Origin of the sequence: Nakamurella multipartita DSM 44233, from assembly GCF_000024365.1 — a bacterium.
GTDB lineage: Bacteria > Actinomycetota > Actinomycetes > Mycobacteriales > Nakamurellaceae > Nakamurella > Nakamurella multipartita.
On the sequence record NC_013235.1, the window covers coordinates 1513241 to 1536384 of the forward strand.

21 protein-coding genes and 1 pseudogene are annotated in these 23144 nt (G+C 72.1%); 13 read left to right on the plus strand and 9 right to left on the minus strand.

Annotated features, from left to right (window positions below; all coding sequences use genetic code 11):
• Positions 1-19 precede the first annotated feature (19 nt).
• The 3 genes from NAMU_RS29790 to NAMU_RS06835 all read left to right on the plus strand — a co-directional run bounded on the left by NAMU_RS29790 (position 20) and on the right by NAMU_RS06835 (position 1848).
• Entirely contained in the window at positions 20-187 is a 168-nt protein-coding gene (locus NAMU_RS29790; RefSeq protein ID WP_015746677.1) for a hypothetical protein, read from the plus strand.
• Between the two features lie 87 nt (positions 188-274).
• Positions 275-1402, plus strand: coding sequence for a hypothetical protein (locus NAMU_RS06830; RefSeq protein WP_138179990.1), 1128 nt, complete (start codon positions 275-277; stop codon positions 1400-1402).
• An 89-nt stretch (positions 1403-1491) separates the two neighbouring features.
• Positions 1492-1848, plus strand: a complete 357-nt coding sequence (locus NAMU_RS06835; RefSeq protein WP_041368526.1) for an SHOCT domain-containing protein — start codon at positions 1492-1494, stop codon at positions 1846-1848.
• A gap of 47 nt (positions 1849-1895) precedes the next feature.
• Here the strand turns inward: NAMU_RS06835 and NAMU_RS27090 are convergent, their stop codons facing one another.
• On the minus strand, positions 1896-2474 hold the full coding sequence (locus tag NAMU_RS27090) for an Rv3235 family protein (protein WP_015746679.1): 579 nt from the start codon (positions 2472-2474) through the stop codon (positions 1896-1898).
• Entirely contained in the window at positions 2471-3580 is a 1110-nt protein-coding gene (locus tag NAMU_RS06845; RefSeq protein ID WP_015746680.1) for a LysM peptidoglycan-binding domain-containing protein, read from the minus strand. Before NAMU_RS06845 ends, NAMU_RS27090 begins: the two co-directional genes overlap by 4 nt.
• 100 nt (positions 3581-3680) lie before the next feature.
• Here NAMU_RS06845 and NAMU_RS06850 point away from each other — a divergent pair, with 100 nt between their 5' ends.
• Entirely contained in the window at positions 3681-4277 is a 597-nt protein-coding gene (locus tag NAMU_RS06850) for a hypothetical protein (protein WP_015746681.1), read from the plus strand.
• Between the two features lie 24 nt (positions 4278-4301).
• Here the strand turns inward: NAMU_RS06850 and NAMU_RS06855 are convergent, their stop codons facing one another.
• Positions 4302-4532: a helix-turn-helix domain-containing protein gene (locus NAMU_RS06855; RefSeq protein ID WP_015746682.1), complete on the minus strand. Its 231-nt coding sequence runs from the start codon at positions 4530-4532 to the stop codon at positions 4302-4304.
• Between the two features lie 205 nt (positions 4533-4737).
• Between NAMU_RS06855 and NAMU_RS06860 the strand changes: the two genes are divergently transcribed.
• From NAMU_RS06860 to NAMU_RS27095, 6 genes are read left to right on the plus strand one after another with little or no spacing between them, the layout of a single operon-like run.
• Positions 4738-5382, plus strand: a complete 645-nt coding sequence (locus NAMU_RS06860) for an SAF domain-containing protein (RefSeq protein WP_015746683.1) — start codon at positions 4738-4740, stop codon at positions 5380-5382.
• A 10-nt stretch (positions 5383-5392) separates the two neighbouring features.
• A complete protein-coding gene (locus NAMU_RS06865; RefSeq protein ID WP_015746684.1) occupies positions 5393-6655 on the plus strand; it encodes an AAA family ATPase in 1263 nt (420 codons plus the stop codon).
• Positions 6656-6689: 34 nt separating this feature from the next.
• Positions 6690-7613, plus strand: coding sequence for a hypothetical protein (locus NAMU_RS06870; RefSeq protein WP_015746685.1), 924 nt, complete (start codon positions 6690-6692; stop codon positions 7611-7613).
• A gap of 29 nt (positions 7614-7642) precedes the next feature.
• Positions 7643-9088, plus strand: coding sequence for a WS/DGAT/MGAT family O-acyltransferase (locus NAMU_RS06875; protein WP_015746686.1), 1446 nt, complete (start codon positions 7643-7645; stop codon positions 9086-9088).
• A gap of 24 nt (positions 9089-9112) precedes the next feature.
• On the plus strand, positions 9113-9643 hold the full coding sequence (locus tag NAMU_RS06880) for a DUF6912 family protein (RefSeq protein WP_015746687.1): 531 nt from the start codon (positions 9113-9115) through the stop codon (positions 9641-9643).
• A gap of 6 nt (positions 9644-9649) precedes the next feature.
• Positions 9650-10978 carry a DUF2254 domain-containing protein gene (locus NAMU_RS27095; RefSeq protein ID WP_015746688.1) on the plus strand — a complete coding sequence of 443 codons (1329 nt, stop codon included), beginning with the start codon at positions 9650-9652 and terminating at the stop codon, positions 10976-10978.
• Between the two features lie 62 nt (positions 10979-11040).
• On the opposite strand, the gene NAMU_RS06890 is transcribed toward NAMU_RS27095, so the two are convergent.
• Positions 11041-11604: a YceI family protein gene (locus NAMU_RS06890; protein ID WP_015746689.1), complete on the minus strand. Its 564-nt coding sequence runs from the start codon at positions 11602-11604 to the stop codon at positions 11041-11043.
• Positions 11605-11684: 80 nt separating this feature from the next.
• Positions 11685-12752 (minus strand): Acg family FMN-binding oxidoreductase, encoded by a 1068-nt coding sequence (locus tag NAMU_RS06895; RefSeq protein WP_015746690.1) that lies wholly within the window; start codon positions 12750-12752, stop codon positions 11685-11687.
• A 236-nt stretch (positions 12753-12988) separates the two neighbouring features.
• Here NAMU_RS06895 and NAMU_RS06900 point away from each other — a divergent pair, with 236 nt between their 5' ends.
• Complete coding sequence (locus tag NAMU_RS06900; protein ID WP_041368531.1) at positions 12989-13180, plus strand: hypothetical protein; 192 nt, start codon at positions 12989-12991, stop codon at positions 13178-13180.
• Between the two features lie 25 nt (positions 13181-13205).
• Here NAMU_RS06900 and rsgA read toward each other — a convergent pair whose 3' ends face one another.
• From rsgA to NAMU_RS06915, 3 genes are read right to left on the minus strand one after another with little or no spacing between them, the layout of a single operon-like run.
• Positions 13206-14237 (minus strand): ribosome small subunit-dependent GTPase A, encoded by a 1032-nt coding sequence (gene rsgA, locus NAMU_RS06905; RefSeq protein WP_015746692.1) that lies wholly within the window; start codon positions 14235-14237, stop codon positions 13206-13208.
• Positions 14234-15520, minus strand: a complete 1287-nt coding sequence (aroA, locus tag NAMU_RS06910) for a 3-phosphoshikimate 1-carboxyvinyltransferase (protein ID WP_015746693.1) — start codon at positions 15518-15520, stop codon at positions 14234-14236. The genes rsgA and aroA overlap by 4 nt, the downstream gene beginning before the upstream one ends.
• Before the next feature lie 28 nt (positions 15521-15548).
• Positions 15549-17432 carry a glycosyl hydrolase family 28-related protein gene (locus tag NAMU_RS06915; protein WP_015746694.1) on the minus strand — a complete coding sequence of 628 codons (1884 nt, stop codon included), beginning with the start codon at positions 17430-17432 and terminating at the stop codon, positions 15549-15551.
• A gap of 391 nt (positions 17433-17823) precedes the next feature.
• On the opposite strand from NAMU_RS06915, the gene NAMU_RS06920 reads away from it, so the two are divergent.
• Positions 17824-19377, plus strand: a complete 1554-nt coding sequence (locus NAMU_RS06920) for an IS1182-like element ISNml3 family transposase (RefSeq protein WP_015746695.1) — start codon at positions 17824-17826, stop codon at positions 19375-19377.
• A gap of 194 nt (positions 19378-19571) precedes the next feature.
• Positions 19572-21498: pseudogene (locus NAMU_RS30855) on the plus strand (solute carrier family 23 protein).
• On the opposite strand, the gene NAMU_RS06930 reads toward NAMU_RS30855, so the two are convergent.
• Complete coding sequence (locus tag NAMU_RS06930) at positions 21484-23106, minus strand: PucR family transcriptional regulator (protein WP_169312473.1); 1623 nt, start codon at positions 23104-23106, stop codon at positions 21484-21486. The pseudogene NAMU_RS30855 and the gene NAMU_RS06930 sit on opposite strands and share 15 nt — an antisense overlap.
• Positions 23107-23144 lie beyond the last annotated feature (38 nt).

Consider the following 23144-nt stretch of genomic DNA (forward strand, 5'->3'; position numbering starts at 1 on the left):
CGCACGGAATGCAGAGGCCATGACCGGCGCCGACCACGACCATGACCGCAGCCACCAGGGCATCGACCACTGGGCCCAGCACGGCGTCGAGGAGTACGAACAGCGGGAGGCGGCCGAGCGCGCCGAGCGGGGGCAACCGGACGGTGATGAGCCGCTGCCGGACCAGCGGGCATCCGGGCCACGCTGACCCGAACGAATTCGGCTTGTCCCCAGGGATCGCGATCGGTCACCATGTCCTGGTTCATGGAGGACGGATTCATCCCGGAGGCCGGAATTGTCGCCTACGTCGACGGCGTCACCAGCACGGAGCGCAGGCCTGGCCCCGCTCGATGACGGGTTCGACGACGAGGACGAACAGGATCTCGAGGCGCTGCGCCCGTACGTGGTGAACCTGACCCGCGGGGCGCTGTCCCAGGACGGGATCATGCAGACCTCGGTCGCGGACGTGGACGCGATCTTCGACGAGCATCTGCCGCGGTTCCTGGCCGGGCGCGCCGAACCGGTGCCGGTGGTTTTCTGGGCGCACGGCGGGATCGTCTCCGAACGGGCCGGCCTGCGCATCGCCGGCGACCAGGTGCCCTGGTGGGTGCGCAACGGCGCGTACCCGATCCATTTCGTCTGGGAGACCGGGTTCACCGACACCCTGCGCGATCTGGTCTCGTGGTGGGCGCTGCGCGATCTGGGCGGCCGCGGCGCGCCGTGGCAGTCGGTCAAGCGCAGCGCTCAGGTCGCGGCCGAACCGGGCGGGGGCGCCCACTATGTGGCCCAGCGGCTCGCCCGGTTCTGCCGGGAGCATCCGGGGCACATCACCGTCCACGCGGCCGGCCATTCGGCCGGTGCGATCTTTCATTCCCGGTTCCTGCCGGCCGCCGACCGGCTGGGGGTCCGCTCCTTCGGCTCGCTGCAGCTGCTGGCGCCGGCCCTGCGGGTGGACGAGTTCGAGTCCACGCTGCTGCCGATGATCGGCACGTCCATCGATCGGTTCGCGATGTACACCCTCACCGCCGCCGTCGAACAGCAGGACTGCTGTTTCCGGCTGTACCCCAAGTCGTTGCTCTACCTGGTCAGCGAGGTGTTCGAGCGCCCGCCGGACGTGCCGCTGCTGGGCCTGGAGCAGTCGATCCGGCAGAGCCGGGACCTGTTGACCGCATTCGGGCTCGACCCCGAACAGCAGTGCGCGTCCGAGGTGGTCTGGTCGCCGACCGGACCGCTCGCGCCGGTGGGACGGCGCAGCTCGGCGCGCAGCCACGGCGGGTTCGACAACGACGTGGACACCATGAACAGCGTGGCCAGCCGGGTGCTGGGCCGGGAGAACTTCGCGCCGTTTCCGTCGACGACGGTCTCGGCCAGCCGGGTGCTGGACACGCCGACCACAGCGACCCGAGTCAGTTGGATCCCCTGATCGGGGTCGTGGCACACTCGACACGCCCGAGGTGGTCGGTGGCCGCCGGGTCGGACGGATTCGAGGAGAGCGGCGACATGTTCAGACGAATGGGACGAGTGGGTCGGCCCGGTTTGGTCGGCACCGTGGCGCGCACCGCGGTGGTCGCGGGCACCGCGACGGCGACCGCCAACGCCGTGAGCCGGCATCAGGCCAACAAGGCCGCCGAGAAGCAGGCCGCCGCCGAGCAGCAGGCCGCCGAGCAGGCGCCGCCGCCTCCGGCGTACCAGCCGCCGCCCCCCGCCTACCAGCCGCCGCCCCCGCCGCCCGCTCCGGAGCCGGCCGCCGACAGCGGTGGCGAGAACGACCTGGTCGCCCAGATCGGTCAGCTGGCCAAGCTGCGCGACGCCGGAGTGCTCTCCGATGCCGAGTTCTCCGCCGCCAAGAGCAAACTGCTCGGTCTGTAGTTCCCGGTCGGGGTCCGGTGCCGGCGCGGCCGCGGCCGGGCCCCCGGCTATCCGATGTCCAGTGCGGTGATCCGCCACCGGCCGTCGACCCCTTCGAGCCGGAACGCCATCGCGTGGGCCCGGCGGGCGCCGCGGACGGTGGCGCTCACCTCGGTCACCCCGTCCGCCGGTTGGCAGATCCGCACCGAGGCCACCTGCACGGGCGCCCCCCACCCCTGCGCCGCCCGATTGGCCAGCCCGGCGAACACCGCCGGTGCGGTGTGCACCCGGAGCTGCCCGACCGGCCGCCGCCCGGCCAGCACCTCGACCAGGGCCGTCGCGTAAACTTGAGCGGCCCGGCCGGGCGCCGGCAACTGTGCGGTCGCCGTGCGCCGGACGCCGACGTCGGCCTCCGCCGACCAGGACGGCACCGCCTCACAAGCCACCGACGTCGAGCCCGTCACCGGCCGGCGGGCGGGCGTCGACCGCCGGAAGCCGCCGGCCGCCGGGCGAGCCTCTCCGGCCCGGGGACGGACGGCCGGCACCTCCGGGATCGGATCGAAGGGCGGCTCACTGTCCGGCACCGGCGCCAGGTACGGCCGCTTGGGCCGCGCGTCCGGGCCCGGCCCGGCCACCGCCGCCGTCATGACCGCACCTGACCGGCCACCGTCGGGGCCGTCAGCTGCTGGCCCGGCACTATCTGGTCGGGGTCGTCGCCGACCACCTGCTGGTTGGTGAAATACCAAGCTCGCCAGGAATTGTCGATATCGGCGTCGCTCGCGCCGGGGCCCAAGGTGCGGGCCGCGATCCGCCACAGCGAATCTCCCGGCTGCACCGTCACCGTGACCGCGCCGCCGGTGTCGGTGTCGGTGTCCGTGTCGGTGCTCGCCGGCGCTCCGGTATCGGCCGGGGCGGGTGGGGGTGCCGCCGACGCGGGTGGCGGTGCCGCGGGAGCCGGGGTCTGGGCCGGGATGCCGGCGGTGGCGGTGGGGGGCGGTGAACCGGGCACGGTGGACTCCGAGGTCGGCGAGAAGGGAACCGGGGACGGCGATGTCGTCGCGGGCGGGGTGGGCGAGGGGCTCGCCGGGGCCGCGCTGGTGGGCTCCGGGGCCACCGGGCCGGGGGTCGAGGTCGGTGCGGTCTGGCTTGGTTCTGTCTGGCTTGGCGCGGCCGGGCTCGGGGTGGTCGAGCCCGGGATGGCGGGGTCCGGGGTTGGCCAGTCGATGGCGATCGAGCTGGTCGGCGCGGCGGTGGTGAAGCCGGGCGCCGGCGTCACGTCGGGGCTGACGGCGGGGTTGACGGGGGCGCCGGCGGTCACCGCGGGCGCCGGGCGGGCCGATGCGCTCGCCCCGGCCGGCGCGGCACATGCCGCGGTACCGGCGAGCAGGGACACGCCCACCGCGGCCGCCACCAGCCGTCCGACCGCGGACGGTGCGATCCGCGGCAGCAGTCGCCGGGCCCGGCGGCCCGAGCGTCCGGGGAGCCGGGCGATCAGGCCCACGGCAAGGACCACCGCCGCCCAGCCGACCAGGAGCCAGGCGATCAGTCCGGCCGTCGTCACCAGGACCGACGCCACGGCGGCCAGTGGCGCAGGCGCGGTCACCGGGGCCGATCCGGAAACCGCGGCCCAGAGCTGGCCCGGCGGGGGCAGTTGCGTCACCAGGACCGCCAGCCCGCCGACCCACAGCAGCATGGTCAGGCGTGCCGACCATTGCTTTGCCGTCGAATCCTTGCGTTTGACATCGTTTGCCATGGCTTGAAGTGAAAACCAGGCCGAAGCGTGTTGTCAAGCTGGTTCACGGGACGTTGATCGCCGATTTGACCGGCCGGGTGGGGTTGGCCAGGCTGGGCCGATGCGGTGGGAACGGCTGTTCGCCGAGATGGAGGCGCGATTCGAGGCGCTGGCACAGGAGCAGGCCGATGGCGAAATGGCCGATCGCGAGCGGGTCGCGGTCGGGTCGATCACCGCCCGGCAGCGGCTGGCCGGCGCCCTCGATCAGCCGATCCGGATCCGGCTGGCCGGCGGACTCACGGTCGCCGGGACGCTGCGGTCCGTCGGGCCGGATTGGCTCCTGCTGGCCGAATCGGCCCATCGCGATTGTCTGGTGCCATGGTCGGCGGTCACCGTCGTGCTGGGGCTGACCGCGGCGACCGGGCCGGAACCGACCGGGCTGGACCTGCGGTTCGACCTGCGTCGGGCGCTGCGTGGTCTGGCCCGGGATCGGGCGCCGGTTCAGCTGGCCGTGTCCGGATGGGCGGACGACGCCGGCGCGGCGGGCGCCGGCCGGTCGTCGGGCGAGCTGACCGGCACGATCGACCGGGTGGGGGCGGACTTTCTGGAGCTGGCCGTGCACGCCGCCTGGGAGCCGCGGCGGGCCGGGTCCGCGCGGTCGGTGGCATTGGTGCCGTTGTCGGCGATCGTGCTGGTGCGCGCGCTGCCGTTGGGGTGAGGCGCCGCCGGGATGAGCAGCGCGTCAGGCGTCGCTGGGCAGGGTGGTGGGCAGTTCGTTGAGGTGGGATGCGGTCCGCTTGTAGGCCTGCTCGATGTATTCCTCGAGCTTGGAGCGCTCGACCCGCCACTGGTTCCGGCCGCCGATCTGGATGCCCTGCAGGTCCCCGCTGCGGACCAGGGCGTACGTCTGGGACGCCGAGATGTTCAGGATCTCGGCGACGTCGGCAAGGGTGAGGAACCGTTCCGAGGCCACGACCCGACCTTCCTTCTGCTTGTCACTATGACGACAAACCGTACCCGAATGGGGTTGATCCGGCATCGTTGGGCTGCTTTTGACGAACGTTGAGTTCTGGTGATGTAGTTTGCCACGCAGGGCGGGCCCATGGGTGACCCGGTGTGGACAGATCGGGGCGGGTGCGGGGCGGGTCCGTCCGGCCGTTCGGGGAGGGAGACGGGACATGGCGATGCCGCCGGCGCCGTCCCCCCGTCGGCTGTCCCGTCCCCGGTGGTTCAACGTCCGGGTGGTGGGCGGCATCCTGCTGGTGATCGCGGCCATCGTCCTCGGGGCCCGGGTGATGGCCGCGGGATCGCAGACCACCCCGGTCTGGGCGGCGTCCCGGAGCCTGTCCGCCGGCACCGTCATCGGGGCCGGTGACCTGACCGCGGTCGAGGTCAATCTCGGCGACCAGGCCGGCGCCTACCTCACGCCCGCCGGCGACTCACCGGTCGGCCGGACGCTGGTGGCCCCGCTGGGCGCCGGCGAGCTGCTGGCCGGATCGGCGGTCGAACCGACGGACAGCGGCCGGGTGGTCTCCATCGCAGTGGCCCCCGAACACATGCCGCCCGGGGTCGAGCACGGTGCCACCATCGACCTGTACCTGACCAGGGAGGCGAACCCGGGCTCGGCCGAGGCGGCCATCACCGAGCTGATCGGCCGTGACCTGACCGTGCAGTCGGTGAGCGCCCCCGCTTCCGGCGGGCTGTCCGGCGCGACCTCCAACCGCTACCAACTCTCAGTGCTGCTGCCGGCCGACGTGGCCGACAAGCTGGTGCGGGTGCTGCCCACCGGTGAGCCCATCGTCGTGCTGGTCAGCGGCTCGTGAGCAGGCGCCGGTGAGCCAAGGTCTGCTGACCGCCGGCAGCGGCCAGGGTTGGGAGAACGAGCTGGTCGCCGCCCTGGACCGGCCCGGCTCGCCGATGACGGTGTTGCGCCGGTGCGTGGACATCGGCGACGTGCTCGCGGTGGCCACCACCGGTCAGGCCGCGGTCGCAGTGGTCTCGGCCGATCTGCGGCGGCTGGACACCGACGCGGTCACCCGGCTGCGCACCTCCGGTGTCGCCGTGGTGGGGGTGCATCCGGCCGACGACGAGAACGCCCGCGCCCGGTTGCGGCGGATCGGCATCTCGGCCCTGGTCGCCGCGGATGCCGGCGTGGACGCGCTAGTGGCCGCCGCTCGGGTGGCGGTGGCCGAACTCGGCGACGCCGAACCCAGTTCCCGGTCGGCGGCCAACCTGCGGGCCGCGCTGCCGCCGGCGACGCCCGGGCTGGAGGTCGAGATCCCGGACGGGCCGCCCGCCCGGGGATCGGTGGTGGCGGTCTGGGGTCCGACCGGCGCGCCCGGCCGGACGACGGTGGCCACCAACCTGGCGGTCGAGGCATCCGGCCTGGGGGTGCCCACCCTGCTGATCGACGCCGACGTGTATGGCGGGGTGATCTCGTCCGCGTTCGGGCTGCTCGACGAATCGCCCGGGCTGGCCGGCGCCTGCCGGCTGGCCGCCGCGGGCTCGCTGGACCTGGGTGCGCTGGCCGGCTTGTGCTGGTCGCTGGGCGACGACCTGCGGCTGCTCACCGGCATCGCCCGGGCCGACCGTTGGCCCGAGGTTCGCCCCTCGGCCATCCCGCTGGTGCTGGACGCGGCCCGGGAGATGGCGCCGTTGACCATCGTCGACTGCGCGTTCGCCGTCGAGGCCGACGAGGAACTCTCCTTCGACACCAGGGCGCCCCGTCGCAACGGGGCCACGCTCACGGTGCTGGCCGAGGCCGACGTGCTGCTGGTCGTCGGCTCCTGCGACCCGCCGGGGCTCGAGCGGCTGGTCCGGGCGCTGGCCGAACTGCGTGAGGTGGTGCCCGACGCCGCCCCGCGGGTGGTGCTCAACCGGTGCCGGCCCTCGGTCGGGTCGACCGCCGAAGCGCAGGCGGCCGTGCGCCGGTTCACCGGGTTGGACGTCTCTGCCCGATTGCCCGAGGACCGGGCCGCGACCGACCGGGCGTGGCGGCGCGGTGTCCCGTTGGCCGATGCCGCCCCCCGGTCGGCACTGCGGTCGGCCGTCGTGGAGTTGGCCCGATCGATGGCCCAGCTGATCCGGACCGGGTGATTGCCACCGCTGGCCCGTCCACCAGGATGGTCGGGTGAGCGCAGTCGTGGTGGCCGGGGACAGCTTCGACGTCCCGGCGGACGCCCAGATCCGACAGACCGGGGGCCGGGGCCCACTGATCAGCCGGTTGCGCTGGGAGCATCCGGACGGGACGACCGTCACCTGGGAATCACGGCAGGCCCGCAAGCGCGGGTTCATCGAGGTGGTCCGGGACGGGATCGTCCAGCGGATCGTGGCCCGGCCGGCCGTCGCCGTCCGGCTCCGCCGGTGCAACGACCTGTCCGGTCTGTCGTTCTTCCTCGGCGGTGCCCTGTTCACCCTGGGCGCCCTGCTGGCCCAGTACGACGCCGCGTCCACCCCGACGATCGACTGGACGTTCCTGATCGGCGGGTTCTGGTTCTCCACCGGTGCCTACGCCGCGCTGGTGCAGGAGATCAACTCGCCCCGCCGGATCGCCGCCGACGGCACGCTGGCCGCCCGCCCGTGGCGCTGGTGGGCCTACGAGCCCAACCGGCCCGGCTGGGTGGCCGCGTTCGTGCTGTTCTGCGGCACCCTGGCCTTCGCGGTCAGCCTGGTCGACGCGTTCCTGTCCAACCTGACCGGGCCGCAGTACAACCGGTTGATCTGGGCCCCGCAGATCGTCGGCTGCGTCCTGTTCCTGGTGTCCGGGCACATCGGCATCCTCGAGGTCTGCCACGGCCGGTTGCGCTGGATGCCGTCGTCGCTGGGTTGGTGGATCGTGATCGTCAACCAGGTCGGATCGTGGCTGTTCATGTTCTCCGGCCTGGCCGCCTTCGTCCGGCCGGCCACCGGCGAGACGATCAGCATCTGGGTGATCAACTGGGGGACCGCGCTGGGCGCCGCCTGCTTCAGCGGCGCCGGCCTGGCCCAGCTCTTCGAGCGGCCGGCGGCCCCGGCGTCGGTGCCCGCCTCGCCCCCCGTGGTCGGCGATCGGTGACGAACCACGCGCTGTGCCACGATGTCGGGATGACCGACCGGCTCTCCGCGACGGATGCGTCGTTCCTCTACGCCGAGGACGCCGGCACCCCCATGCACGTCGGTGGGGTGGCCATTTTGCAGCCCGACCCGGACGGTCCGGAGTTCGAGTACTCGACCATCGTCGAGCTCATCGAGTCCCGGCTCTCGCTGGTGCCCCGGTACCGGCAGAAGGTCCGGTTCGTGCCCGGCCGGCTGGCCCGACCGGTGTGGGTGGACGACGAGGACTTCGACATCACCTACCACGTGCGCCGGTCCGCGCTGCCCAAGCCGGGCACCGAGATCGAGCTGGACGAGCTGGTCGGCCGGTTGATCTCGCGCCCGCTGGACCGCTCCCGGCCCTTGTGGGAGGTCTACGTCATCGAGGGTCTGACCGGCGGCCGGGTCGCCCTGGTCAACAAGACCCATCACGCGATCATGGACCGGATCGGCGCCGTGGACGTGGCCGCCGCGATCCTGGACGTCACCAAGCACTCGCGCGACCTGCCCGAACAGCCGTGGATCCCGAACCCGGCGCCCGGAGACATCGATCTGGTCGTCGACGCGATCTCCGACCTGACCGCGCGGCCGTCCGAGATGGTCGACGTGGCCAGGCTCTTCGCGCAGGACGCGGGCGCGGTGATGGGCAAGGTGCTCGGGGCGGCCGGGCACGCCCTGGAGATGGTCTGGCACACGGTCCGCCCGGCCCCGCGGTCGCCGCTCAACGACGCCAAGAGCGGGTTGCGGCGGTTCGCCAGCGTGCGCGCCGACCTGGCCGACTTCAAGCAGGTGCGCCGGGCGCACGGCGGATCGATCAACGACGTGGTCATCGCGGTGATCACCGGGGCGCTGCGGTCCTGGCTGCTCTCCCGGGGCGAGGCGGTCACCGCGACCACCTCGTTGCGGGCGATGGTGCCGGTGTCGGTCGCGGCCGGACCGGGCGAGGACAGCGGCTCGGTGGCCTCCTACCTGGTCGATCTGCCGATCGCCGAGCCGAACCCGGCGATGCGGCTGCATCAGGTGTCCTTCGCGATGGGCCCGCACGTCGATTCCGGGCAGCAGGTGGCCGCCGACGCCCTGGTCGAGCTGGGCCGGTTCGCCCCGCCGACGCTGCATGCGCTGGGCGCCCGGGTGGCCGGGCAGCTGTCCCGGCGCACCTACAACCTGCTGATCACCAACGTTCCGGGCCCGCAGGTCCCGCTGTATGCGGCCGGTTATCCGGTGGTGGCCATGTACCCGGTCGCGCCGCTGACCGTCGGGCATGCGCTCGCGGTGTCCTGCACCTCCTACAACGGCGGCGTGTTCTTCGGGGTCACTGCCGATCGTGAAGCGGTGCCCGACGTGGAGGAGTTCGCCGCGCAGATCGCCGAGGCGGTCGACGAGATCCGGTCCACCGCGCCGGCCGGGGGCACTCGGAGCAAGCCGACCCGGTCGCGCCGGTCGCGGTCCAGTTCGTGAGCGCACCAGGATGAACGGGGCTTGATGAGGATCTACCTGCCCAGCACGGTGTCCGGGCTGCAGGCGGCTGCGGCCGCGGGTCAGGCGCCGGTGCGCTCCGGGGTCGCCTTCGCGGTGACCGACGCGCTGCGCCGCGAATACCCGGGCTGGACCGAGGAAGAGCTGGAATACCTGGCGATGCTGGACGCCTCGCGGGCCTCGCTGCGGCTGCTGGCCGCGTCGCCGGCGGACGAGCCCGCACTGCGGGTGGTCCTGGCCGCCGACGTCGACGAGACCCGGGTGACGGCCCGCCCCGAGGCCGACCGCGCGGTGGTCGCCGTGGCCGGGGGTCCGGTGCCCTGGCGCCGGGTCGCCTCGGTCCACCTGGACGGGGCCGACGCCGCCGACGCGGTGCGGGCGGCCGCTGCGGTGATCGACGCCGCCGACCTGGGCGACGACGACGCGGAGTTCGCGCTCGGCTCGGCCGAGGACTTCGACCTGGCCTGGTACGCGCCGGGCGAGATCCGGTACCTGCTGGAGGAGCTGACGGTCCAGCACGCCCGACCACAGGAGTAGCCGGCGGTGAAGGTGAGAGCGGGCGGTACGCGGCTTCGGCTGTGGTGGGACAACGCGTTCTGGGTGATCCCGTTGGCCGGGTTGGTGGCCGCGGTGGTGCTCGATGCGATCGTGGCCCAGATCGATCAGGAGCTGTCGGCCGAGGTCGGCGGGGCCGAGTTGTGGTCGCCGTCGTCGGCGGTGACGTTCCTGGCCTCGATCGGCGGCGGGATGATCACCTTCACCGGGTTCGTGTTCTCCCTGGTGCTGCTGATCATCCAGTTCGGGTCGGCGACGTACTCGCCGCGGACGGTCTCGTACTTCCTGCGGTCCCGGGTGACCCAGGGGGTGCTGGCCATCTTCGTCGGCACCAGCGCGTACGCCTTCCTGGCGTTGATCTCGATCGGGTCGGCCGGCCGGGAGTCGTACGTGCCGTTCTTCGGCGTGCTGGTCTGCCTGGTCTGCCTGCTGGCCAGCCTGGTCGCGTTCCTGGTGCTGATCCAGAGCGTGGCCGGCCGGATCCGGGTGGATTCGCTGATCGCCGACCTGGGCCGGATCGCCCGGCGGGCGGTCACTCGGCGCCCGGCGAGCGGCTCCGCCGCGGAGCCCGCCGCCCTGGACGCCCAGCCCGCGGCCAGCGGCACCGTGCTGCGGCATCGGGGAGAACCGGGCCAGATCGTGGCGATCGACGTCGACCGCGCCGTGCGAGGTGCGGCCCGGTTCGGCGTCGAGATCGTGTTCCGGGTGCGGGTGGGCGACGCGATCGCGCCGGGGGCCGCCGTCGGCACGGTGTCCTGGGACGGCGCGGTTTCCCCGGCCGGCTCGGTCGATCCGGCGCAGGAGCGGGCGGTCGGGGAGCTGGTCGACCAGTGCCTGCTGGTGCATCGGGAGCGATCGTTGAAGTACGACCCGCTCTACGCCCTGCGCATCCTGTCCGATATCGGTCTGCGGGCGCTGTCCGCGGCGATCAACGATCCGACGACCGCGGTTCGGGCGTTGGACGAAGCGGAGGCCGTGCTGCGGGTCGCCGCCCCGCTGCCGCTGGGCCCGGTCCGGGTCTCGTCCGGTCGGGGTGGCGTCGTCGCGGCGTCCTTCACCTGGAACGACATCGTCGATCTGGCGCTCTGGGAGGTGTTGGAGGCCGGACTGCAGTCGCCGCAGGTGACCCGCCGGCTGACTGCGTTGCTGGACGACCTGCTCGCCGACCTGCCGGCCGAGCGGCACGACCCGCTGCTGCGCCACCGCGCCCGGCTACGTGCGGCGGTGACGGCATCGACGCTCACCGACCCCGGGAACGCCGAAGCCGCCGGGCCCTGGCTGATCGGTGATCGGCAGGGCCTCGGCGGCCAGCGGTAGAACTTCCCGGCGGTAGCACGTCGGGATGCGGGATCGGCCGGACGAGATCCGGTCGAGCGAGATCAGTCGGCGTTGCGGACGAACTCCAGCTCCAGGTCGATCTCGACCTTGTCGGCCACGACCGCGTTGCCGGCACCGAAGGCGGCCTCGAAGCTCACGCCGTAGGCCTTGCGGGAGATGCTGGTCTTGGCCGAGAAGCCGGCCCGGGTGTGGCCGTAGGCGTCGACGGTCTCGCCCAGGAACTCGGTGGCCAGCTCGACCTCGTTGCTGGTGCCGCGGATGGTCAGGTCGCCGACCAGCACGAACTCCTCGCCGTCGATGTCCTTGACGGCCTTGGAGACGAAGGTCAGGGTCGGGTGGTTCTCGACATCCAGGAAGTCGGCGGAGCGGACGTGCGCATCCCGCTGCTCCTGCTTGGTGTCCACGCTCGCGGCGTCGATCTCGGCGGTCACGGAAGCGTCGGCGATGCCGTTCGCGCCCACGACCAGGGTGGCCGACTTGAGCGCGAAGGTGCCCTTGGCCTTGCCGACGGCCATGTGCCGAACCTTGAACGAGACGTCGGAGTGAACGGCGTCGGCCGCCCAGGTGCCGGCGGAGAGGGTGGGGGTGGTGACGGAGGTCGTCATGATGGGGTTCCTTCCCGGGTGTCTGTTACATGAGCGTTCAACAAGACTGTCGTCAGCTTATTCCCCGGGAAGTAGACATGTCAACTGTGAGTCTCGTGAACGAGCACCTCCGGCAGCGGGCGCCGCGGCGTCGGCGTCGGCCGGGCCGAACCGTCCCCGTGTCCCAGCCGCACCACCTGCTGCACGATCACCGGTCGGCCCAGCGTGGTCGAGTACTCCTGGTCCACCGCTTCGTGCGTCGGCGCCTGCTCGAGCGCCTGGCCCAGGATGCCGATTCGCAGTCCGGAGGCGGTGGCTCGCAGGCCGACCCGCTCCAGGGCCCGGCCCGCGTCGAGCCAGTCGGCCGGGGTGTCCTGATCGCTGCGCAGCACCGCGAGCTGCAGCCGACCCTCGAACTGGCCCGACGGCAGCGCGCTGCCGACCTGGTTCGGTCCGACCGAGAAGTCCCGGCCCGGGTACTGACCCGTGGAGTCGTGCACGCCGGCCGCGCCGCCGGGGATGCCCTCGTACGGGCCGCGGTCGACCCAGCGCCGCACCTCGGCCAGGTAGGCCACGTCGCCGACCATCCGGGCCTCGACCTCGGCGGTCAGCTTGAGGAACACCCGGGTGAAGTCCTCGGAGACCGCCTCGGTGGACACGGCGCCGCAGGCGCCGGCCGCCGCGATCTCCTGCCACTGCGGGCCGGTCACCGCGGTCGCCGCGAACGGTGCCCGGCTGGTGAACCGGTCGTGGATGGCCCCGTACAGCTGCGCGTCCGCGGCGGACGGCGCGAGCCGGTCGCCCGACCAGGAGACGCTGGCCACCGGCGCTGTGGTCAGGTCGCGCAGGATCGGCGGGAGCTGGTCGCGGGCGATCGGGGCCAGGCCGGCCGGCGGCTGCGGTCCCGGCCCGGGGAAGTCGATGACGCGGACCCGGGCCTCGAGTCGGTGGGCCAGGGCGAGCTCCAGGTTGGCCAGCGCGGCCCCGGCCGACTGCACCGCCCAACGTCCGGACGGATCGACGACGTGCGGCGCGCGGCCGACGTCGAGCCACAGGTCGATGCTTTCGCCCCGGTAGACGAAGATCCAGGGCTGGCTGTTGTGGATCGATGCCGCGCGAGTGGCGTCCTCGACGGCGGCGCGGACGTCACGGGGGATGCGACCGAACATGACGGTTCCTTCCTGTGGTGGGACGGCAGGGCCGAATCGTCAGGGGCACGATCGCGGAACGCCTGCGTCCCGACGCTAGGCGTCGGCGGAACCGCAGGGGCCTGCCATTGGACCAACCCGGACCGGGCACCAAGTCCCGTTGTCCCCGACATCCGGGCGGGGGGACTTGCGTGATCGACGCGGCTGCGGGATACCGGAAGGAGACACGCATCGAGCGCAGTGAAGGGACCACCGCCATGACGACAGCGGACTGGACAGCGGATGCGGATCCGGCCGATCTGGCCGAGCAACAGGTGCCGGTGCTCGACGACGAGGGGACCGAGCCCGCGGTCACCGGGATCGGGGAGTTCGGCGAGGCCGACTCGGCCGACGTGATCGAGCAGGCGGTGGTGGTCGGCGGCGACGACGACGGGTACGACCGGGCCTGATCGGGCGGGGCGCGGCCGGGCGGGATCAGTCCGAGCCGGCCCGTGACTGCAGCAGGCGGCGGAACGAGGCCAGCCGGCCGGCGCTGGAATGGCCGGCCGCCACCCAGCCGTCCAGGGCGCACTCGGCGCCCAAGTGGTCGCAGTTGGGCGGGCAGTCGACGGTGCCTTCGAGAAGGTCGTCGAATGCGGCCAGCAGGTCGTCCGGGGTGACGTGGGCCAGGCCGAACGAGCGCACGCCGGGGGTGTCGATCACCCAGCCGCCGCCGGCCAGCGGCAGCGCGATCGCCGAGGTGGAGGTGTGCCGCCCCTTGCCCACTCCGGTAACCGAACCGGTGGCCCGTAGGGCCTGCGGCACCAGCGCATTGACCACGGTGGACTTGCCGACGCCGGAGTGGCCGATCATCACCGACACCCGCCCGGACAGTTGCTCGCGAACCGCGTCGATGCCGTCGACCACCCGGACACCGGTGTCGTCGAGACCGCGATCGATCCCGCGGCGGGTGACCAGGATGGGCACGGTCAGCTCGTCGTAGGTGCTGCGGAGCGGTCCGGCATCGGCCAGATCCGACTTGGTCAGCAGCAACACCGGCGTCAGGTTGCCGGTGAACGCGGCGACCAGGCACCGGTCGATGAACCCGGTCCGGGGTTCCGGGTCGGCTAGGGCGCTGACGATCACCAGCTGGTCGGCGTTGGCCACCAGCACGCGTTCGGTGGTGTCCACGTCGTCGGCCGAGCGGCGCAGGATGCTGCGCCGCGGCGCGATCCGCACGATCCGGGCCAGGGTGTCCGGGGCGCCTCCGGTGTCGCCGACGAGGTCGACCAGGTCGCCGACGGCGACGGCCCGGCGGCCCAGCTCGCGGGCCCGCATCGCGGTGACCGGCCGCGCGTGCCGGGTGCCATCGCCCACCAGGCAGGTGTAGCGGCCGCGGTCCACCGTGGTGACGAACCCCTCGACCGATTCGGTGTGGGCCGGCCGGGTCTTGGTGCGGGGACGGGACGAGCGGCCCGGCCGGACCCGGACGTCGTCGTTGTCCCAGTCTTCGCCGAGCCGGCTCATGCCACCGCCGGGCCGAGCATCCGCGTCCACATGTCCGCGAACCCGGGCAGGGTCTTGGCCGTGGTCGCCACGTCGTCGACGAGCACCCCGGGCACCCGCAGCCCGACGATGGCTCCGGCCGTGGCCATCCGGTGGTCGGCGAAGGCGGCCCAGGGGCCCCCGTGCAGCGGTTGGGGGTGAATGGTGAACCCGTCCGGCGCCTCGTCGACCCGGCCGCCGACCGCCTGGATGTCCTGGGCCAGCGCGGCCAGCCGGTCGGTCTCGTGCCCGCGCAGGTGACCGATCCCGGTCAGCCGGGACGGTCCGTCGGCGAACAGGGCGATGGCCGCCACGGTCGGGGTCAGCTCGCCGACGTCGTGCAGGTCGGCGGTCAGCCCGCGCAGCCGGTCCGGCCCGGAGACGGTCAGCCCGTCCGGTCCGATCGACACCCGCGCGCCCATGGCGGTGAGCAGGCCGCGGATGGCGTCCCCGGCCTGGGTGGTGGCCGCGGGCCAGTGCGGGACGGTGACGGTGCCGCCGGTGACTGCGGCGGCCGCCAGGAACGGGGTCGCGTTGGACAGGTCCGGCTCGATGGTGCTGGTCCACGGCTGGACCGGCCCGGGCTCGACCCGCCACCGGTCCGGGGTCGCGTCGTCGACCCGCACCCCGACGCCGCGCAGCGCCTGCACGGTCATCTCGATGTGCGGCAACGAGGGCACGGCCGCGCCCTCGTGCCGCACCTCGATGCCGCCGGCGAAGGAGGGGGCGGACAGCAAGAGCCCGGAGACGAACTGCGACGAGGCGCTGGCATCGATCCGCACCGTGCCGCCGGGGACCCGGCCGTCGGCGTGCACGGTGAACGGCAGCCGGTCGCCGTCCACGCGCACCCCGAGCGCCCGCAGTGCGTCGAGCACCGTGGCCATCGGCCGCCGGCGGGCGGCCTCGTCGCCGTCGAAGATGATCGGTCCGGTGGCCGTCGCGGCCAGCGGCGGCAGGAACCGCATCACGGTTCCGGCCAGCCCGCAGTCCACGTGGGCCGGACCGGCCAGTGGCGCCGGCGTCACCAGCCAGTCCCGTCCCCCCGGGCCGGCGGACTCGATGCCGGTGCCCAGGGCCCGCAGCGCCGCGGCCATCAGGTCGGTGTCCCGGCTGCGCAGCGGAGCCGGGATCAACGACGGCGCCACGGCCTGCGCCGCGAGCACCAGGGCCCGGTTGGTCAGCGACTTGGAGCCGGGCACGGGGACCGTGGCGGTCACCGGTGCATCGGCGGTCGGGGCGGGCCAGGGAGCCAGTGCGGTGGTCACCGGTCCATGATCTCGCACCGCCCCCGGATCATGGGTAGCTGACCACGGTGACCGGGACGTCGGGGTTGGCGATGGTGGACGACCCGCCGACGCCGTTGATGACGTTCTGGATGCCGCCCTTGCCGTTGGCCGGGTCCAGGAAGATGGTCAGCAGGTTGGTCAGGCTGCCGGCCTTGAGCCCGGTGGGCACCTCGAAGGCGTTGGCGGCGTAGACGTCCACACCCTGGTTGAAGAAGCTGTAGCTGCCCATCCCGGTCCCGCTGAACGAGCGCACGCCGTCGGCCACCTTCCGCGCCGGGTAGCCGAGCTCACCCGAGGGCTGGGTCCAGGCCGCCTGGTTCGGCGGGTCGTACGGCAGCTCGTTCTGGTAGAACACCACCCGCCCGTTGTCGCCGTTCCAGATGGTCTCGGTCTTCTGGTAGTGCTCGACGAACAGGCCGTAGGCGGTGACGTTGTCCCCGTTGACGATCAGCCCGGTGTCGGCCGTGTTCACGGTCCAGCCGACCCCGTTGCCATGGTCGGCCCGCCAGGCCCAGATGTTGTCCAGGATGGTGTTGTCGCTGTTCACCACGATGCTGGTGGTCGCCCGGCCGGCGGCGGCACCGCCGATGCGGACGAACACGTCGTGCAGCACGGTGGGGTTGCCCCGGCTGCTGCTGCACTGCCCGCCGGGCGTGCCGACCTGCACGAGCACGGGGGAGTTGACCGGGCCGGCGTCGATGGTCACCCCGGCGACGTCCACCCCGGGCACGTCGCCGATGGTGATCGCCGCGTTGCCGTTCTGGGGGATCAGGGTCGCGTAGCCCAGGCCGAGGATCAGCGTGTTCGGCCGGGTGACGGTGATCGGCCGGTCGAGCTGGTAGACCCCGGGAGTGAGCAGCAGCTGCTTGCCGCGGGCCAGCGCGGCGTTGATCGTGCGGGCGTCGTCGCCCGGCCGGGCCACGTAGAAGTTCTCGATCGACTGGGACGAGCCCTTGGGGTTGCCGGAGGCCCATGTGGTGCCGCTGCTGTTGCGCTGGACGGCGGGCACGAACACGCGGTACCGGCCGCGGTCGTCCTGGTACAGGAACGGGGATTCCTTGGTCACCGGACTCTTGGCCACCGTGGTGTACGGGCCGCCGCAGGCGGTGGCCGCCGGGAAGCAGGTGGCCGGGGCGCCCTCGACGCCGGAGAACACCTGGTTCCAGACGCCGTTGGTCCAGGTGCTGACCGTGCTGTTGCGGGTCATCCACTGCTGCTGGGAGCCGTTGATCACGGTCCCGTCGAACTTCGAGTCGGCGATGAACCCGCCGCTGGCGAAGGACGGATTGGTGCAGTAGTCCATCAGCGTGGTCTGGCCGCCGGTGACGTGCACCCGACGCATCGGCGCCGCCTGCGACACCGCCCAGAATTCGCCGGCGTAGCACCCGGCGGTCGGCTTGTCGGTGACCGCGATGGTCAGGTTGGACAGCGAGCGCCAGAAGTTGTTCAGCGCGATGCAATGGTCGCCGTAGCACTGGTTGTGGACGTTGATCGTTCCGTTGATGATCACGTCCCCGGGCAGCCGGCCCAGGCCGGCCACGCTGGTGTAGTAGCCGACCTCGAAATTCAGCGGCTCCGTGGCACTGCCGTAGGTGCCCGGTTCGAACAGCAACGCGAACCGGTCGGCCGCGAACTCGTTGCTCTTCTGCTTGTTGAAGACCGCTGTCGCTGCGGCCTCGATCTCGGCCGCCGACATGCTCGGGTCGAAGATCGTCACGTTCGGGCCCAGGTCGGGTTGCCAGGGTCCACTGCCCCCGCCACTGCTCCCACCATGGCCGCCACCGCCCCAGCCACGGTCGCCGGTGGCGGCGTTCGCGACGGGCGCCACCAGGGTGGCGGCCAGCACGGCCACCACGAGCACGGACAGTCGGAGCATGCGGGTCAGCGCCATCGATGCACCACCGGGGAGAGAGGTCGTCCGGGACTCGCCTGTGTACGGACTGTGCCGGTCCGCTCACGTGCGGCCATGAGTATGCATCCGCTCGGTTGAGCCCGCCCGGTGAACCGGGAGCGCTCCCACCTTTGGTCGTCGGCCGGCCTTCCGGACCCGCATCGGCCCGGCGATGACCGTCGGATGACGCCGGGATGACCACCGGTCGCGTCTTGTTCGATCGCACAGCAGGGGGCGGCCCGGACCGGAGAAGTTTGGCAATCCGGTGACTGTCGGGCCCGCCGGAGCGTCGGCGATTCTCAACTCGCCACGCCGTCCCAGCCCCTAGGACGCTCCTGAATTATCCGTATGTCGGCCCCTGTTGATCTTGTGGGTTCGGGATGATCTTGGTGTGCAGGGTCGGTCGCGGGATCAGCGTGAGTTGTTGGATGCCGAGTCGGTAGTCGGTGGGCTGCTCAAGCCGGGCAGCGTGTTCGCGTTTCTGGCCGCGCACCGTCGGGAGGTGTTCCCGGACGGCATGTTCGCGGATCTGTTTCCGTCGGGTCGGGGCCGCCCGTCAGTGCCGGCCGACGTGATGGCGTCGGTGATTGTGCTGCAGGCTCTGCACGGCCTGTCCGACGCGGACACGGTGGACTCGGTGACGTTCGATCTGCGGTGGAAGGCAGCGTGCGGGTTACCGGTGACCGCTGCGGCGTTCCATGCCACGACATTGACGTACTGGCGGCGTCGGCTGGCCGCTTCGCAGTCGCCGAACCGGATCTTCGACGCGGTCCGCCAGGTCGTGGACCAGACCGGGGTGCTGGCTGGAAAGAGCAGGCGAGCGTTGGATTCCACGATCCTGGACGACGCGGTCGCCACCCAGGACACGGTCACCCAGTTGATCGCGGCGATCCGCCGGGTCCGCCGCGAGGTACCCGGCGCCGCCGAGGTCGTCGGCGAGCACTGCTCGGCTCACGACTATGACGACCCGGGCAAACCGGCGATCGCCTGGAACGATCAGCAGGCCCGCGAGGCCCTTGTCGATGCGCTGGTCACCGACGCGCATCGGGTGCTGGGACACCTGCCCGACCAGGAGCTCGGACCGAAGGCGGCGGACGCGGTCGCCCTCTTGGCGTTGGTCGCCGGGCAGGACGTGGAACCGGTCGAGGGCTCGGACGGCACCGACGGACGGTGGCGGATCGCGCAGCGGGTCGCCCCGGACCGGGTGATCTCCACCGTGGACCCGGAGGCGCGGCACGCCCACAAGACCGTCCACCGGCGGCAGGACGGGTTCAAGGCACACATCGCGGTCGAACCCGACACCGGTCTGGTCACCGCCTGCGCGGTGACCATGGCCAGCGGACGCGGCAACAGCGACGCCGAGGTTGGACCCACCTTGCTGGCACAGGAGACCGAAAAGCTGCACGTGCTGGCCGATTCGGCGTACGGATCGGGATCCGCGCGGGCCGAACTGGACCATGCCGGGCACATCGCGTTGATCAAGCCGTTCCCGCTGCGGTCGGCCGTGCCGGACGGGTTCACCCTGGACGACTTCACCGTCGACCCCGAGGCCAGGACGGCCACCTGCCCGAACGGGGTGACCCGGTCGATCACCGCGCAATGGTCCGTCACCTTCGGAGCGGCTTGCCGCGGCTGCCCGCTCCGGGCCCAATGCACGACCAGCGACGCCGGTCGATCGCTGAAGCTGACCGAGTACGAAAGCCTGCTCAGGGCGGCCCGTCGACAAGCGGAAACCGAGGACTTCCAACAGGTCTACCGACGGCACCGGCCGATGGTCGAACGATCGATCTCCTGGCTGGTCCGCGGCAACCGCAAAGTCCGCTACCGCGGCGTCGCCAAGAACGACCACTGGTGGCACCACCGCGCCGCTGCGATCAACCTCAGGCGAATGCTCACCCTCGGGCTGACGCGGGTGAGCGGGACGTGGACCATTGCACCGGCCTGACCGGCCGGCACGAGACCTCACCGGGCCGTGAGCAACGGCCCGTCCCTCCGATCAGTCAGGAGAATCATCCAGGGCCGGGCGACGACTCAGGACCACGCCTGACAGCCCGATCACGCGCGAACGCTCCCACTGTCCCAAAGCGAACTCCCGAACCCACAAGTGACCGTTATTCAGGAGCGTCCTAGAGGACATCCATGACGACAACCGCTCCCACCCCGACGCCGGCCAAGCGCGTCCACCCGGTCGACGAGGTCCTGCCCGTCCCGAAGCTGGCCGCCTACGGGTTTCAGCACGTGCTCGCCTTCTACGCCGGCGCCGTGCTGGTGCCCATCCTGGTGGCCAACGCGCTCGGCCTGTCCAGCGAGCAGCTCATCCACCTGATCAACGCCGACCTGTTCACCTGCGGCATCGCCTCGATCATCCAGTCCGTCGGATTCTGGAAGATCGGGGTGAAACTGCCGCTGCTGCAGGGCGTCACGTTCACCGCGGTGAGCCCGATGATCGCCATCGGGCTGGCCGTCGGCGGCGGTACGCAGGGCCTGCTGGCCATCTACGGCGCGGTCATCGTGGCCGGTCTGCTGACCTTCTTCGCGGCCCCGTACTTCGCCAAGCTGCTGCGGTACTTCCCGCCGGTGGTGACCGGTTCGGTCATCCTGATCATCGGCATCGCGTTGCTGCCGGTCGCCGCCAACGACATCGTGAACGGTCAGACCACGATGGCCATGCAGGATCCGGTGCTGCTCAAGAACATCGCCTACGCCATGGGCACCCTGTTCCTGATCGTGGCCATCCAGCGCATCTTCCGCGGGTTCCTGGGCACCATCGCGGTGCTGCTCGGCCTGGTCATCGGCACGCTGGTGGCCTGGGGCCTGGGTGACGCCCACTTCGATGCGGTGACCGATTCCTCCTGGTTCGGCTACACCTCGCCGTTCTACTTCGGCTGGCCCACCTTCAGCATCACCGCGATCCTGTCCATGGTCGTGGTCATGCTGATCACCGCGGTGGAGACCACCGGCGACGTCTACGCGACCGGCGAGATCGTCGGCAAGCGGATCGTCAAGGAGGACATCGCCCGGGCGCTGCGGGCCGACGGCGTGTCCACCACCCTGGGCGGCGTCCTGAACTCGTTCCCGTACACCTGCTTCGCCGAGAACGTCGGCCTGGTCCGGCTGACCCAGGTCAAGAGCCGCTGGGTGGTCTGCTCGGCCGGCGTCATCATGATCGTCCTGGGCTCGCTGCCCAAGGCGGCGGCGATCGTCGCCGGCATCCCGCACCCGGTGCTGGGCGGGGCCGCGCTGGCCATGTTCGCGGCCGTCGCCGTGGTCGGCATCCAGACCCTGCAGAAGGTGGACTTCAACGACCACCGCAACATCGTCATCGTCGGCACCAGCGTGGGGCTGGGCATGATGGTGACCGCGCAGCCGTACATCGCGTTCGCCTTCCCCGAATGGGCGCAGATCATCTTCGGGTCCGGCATCACCCTGGGCGCCCTGTGCGCCATCGTGCTCAACATCGTCTTCTTCCACATCCCGGGCGGGCACGGTCCGGGCGTCGCGGGGCGGCCCGGCCACGACCTGGTCACCCTGGACGAGGTCAACGGGATGGACCAGGACAAGTTCGTCGAGACGTTCTCGTTCCTGACCGAGGGCGTGAGCTGGCCGGCCGAGCGGGCGTGGATCGAGCGGCCGTTCGGGCGACACGCTGGAGTTGCGGGCGGCCTTCCACGACGCCCTGCTCACCGGCAGCCCGGCGGAGCAACTGGCCTTGATGAACTCGTTCCACGACCTGGGCAGCGAGGAGGCCGGGACCGCCTACCTGGCCGATCACGCCGCCGGTGTCATCGGCATGGACGAGCAGGAGCATGCGGACATCCTGAAGATGGCGCGCGCCTATCGGGCCAAGTTCGGCTTCCCGCTGGTGATCTGCGCCAAGGAGGTCGACCGGTACGAGCGGGTGCTCAACGCCGGCTGGGACCGGATGGCCAACTCGGCCGGAGTCGAGCGGGCGGCGAACCTGGTGGAGATCGCCAAGATCGCCAACAGCCGGTTCGACGAGCTGGTGGCCGACGCCAACCCGATCGCCGCGGCCCGGGCCGGGGTGACCCGCTCAGAGCAGGTGTAACGCCAGGTAGACATCGGCCCGGTCGTCCATGCGGCTCAGGTCCCGTCCGGTCAGCTCCTCGACCCGGGCGATCCGGTACCGCACGGTGTTCAGGTGCAGATGCAGGCGCTGCGCGGTCCGGCTCCACGAGCCGTTGGCGTCCAGGAACGCGCGCAGCGTGACCACCAGGTCCGCGCCGGTGCGCCGGTCGTACTCGACGACGTCCTGCAGGACGGCGGTCGCGAACGACCGGCGCAGCCGGTCCGGCACCGCGGACAGCAACATGATCGCCGAGGTGGCCCGGTCGCCCGAGGCCACCCGGACGCCTCGGTCGGCCGGATCACCGGGCCGGCCGGAGGCCAGCAACCGGGCGTAGCGGGCGGCTCGTAGGGCCCCGGCCAGCCCGGCCGGTTCGGTGGGCCGGCTGACGCCGACGTCCAGCCGGATCCCGGGCAGCGCCGGTCCGAGCCGGAGCAGGGCCCGGCGGACGGTGTCGGCGGCGATCGATCCGGCGGTCCCGGCCGGGTTCTCCTGGTCGCTGTCCGGCCCGGCCCCCGGCATGGACACCAGCGCGACCGCCAGGCCCTGCGCATCGGACCCGACCACCGGAGTGGACAGATGACTGACCGCCTCCCCGAGCAGGCTGCCGACCAGGCCCAGCGGCGTGGTCGAGCCGATCGCCTGGGCCACCACGGCCACGGTCGGCCGGGTCAGGTCCAGGCCCAGTTGGCGCAGCAGGATCGGGATCTCCGGGCGCTCGGCGTCCTCGTCCAGCAGGGTGATGACCTGATCGGTGAGTTCCCGGCGCGCCCGGATGGGCTCTTCGGTCCGCCGTCGTTCCAGGGCCGCGATCGCGGCCAGCTCGTTGAACGGATCGACGGTGTCCGGGTCCTCCCCGGGCTCGGGCCGGTCGGCCGGCCGGTTGCCGGGCAGGTCGGCGATCACGAACCAGGCCAGCGCCCGGTGCTGGGACGCCGGGCCGACCAGGAAGGCGGTGCCCGAACCGGTTGCGGTGCTGACCCGGGTCGGGAACCGTTGCGCGGCCAGCGCCTGCCCGACCAGCAGATCCACGTCCGGCTCGGCCAACGGCGCGGTGGACGAGGCGATCTGCCGGCCGGTCGAGGTCAGCACCCGGCAGCTCAGGCCGGTCTCCCGGGCGATCCGCCGGACCAGCTCGTCCAGGGTCTGCCCGGCGGCCATCTCGGCCAGCAGTTGCCGTTGCCGGATCAACCCGTCGGTCAGCCGGCCCAGCCGCCGCTGCGCCTGCTGCCCGGCCACGAACTCGGTGACCTGGGCGAAGGAGACGGAGGCCGGCACCGCCAGCAGTGGCAGGCTCCACCGGCGGCAGGCGGCGACCACGTCCTCGGGGACGAAATCGAACAGTGCCTCACCGACGATGAGCGCGGCTGCCCCGGATTCCACCAGCCGCCGGACGAACGGATCGCTGTCCCCCGGACCGGTGCGCCACATCATTCCGGTCATCAGGGTCTGGCCGGGGGTGAGGTAGCGGCTGGGGTCGGGCAGGTCGGTGGTGTAGATCCAGCCCAGCGGGCGGGCCAGATCCTGCGCGTCGCCGTGCAGCGCGCGAATGCCCAGCTCCGGCGCGGCGAGCAGGTCGGTCAGCCTCATCGTGATCATTCTGCGCCCGTCGCACGGGTGTTACCGGC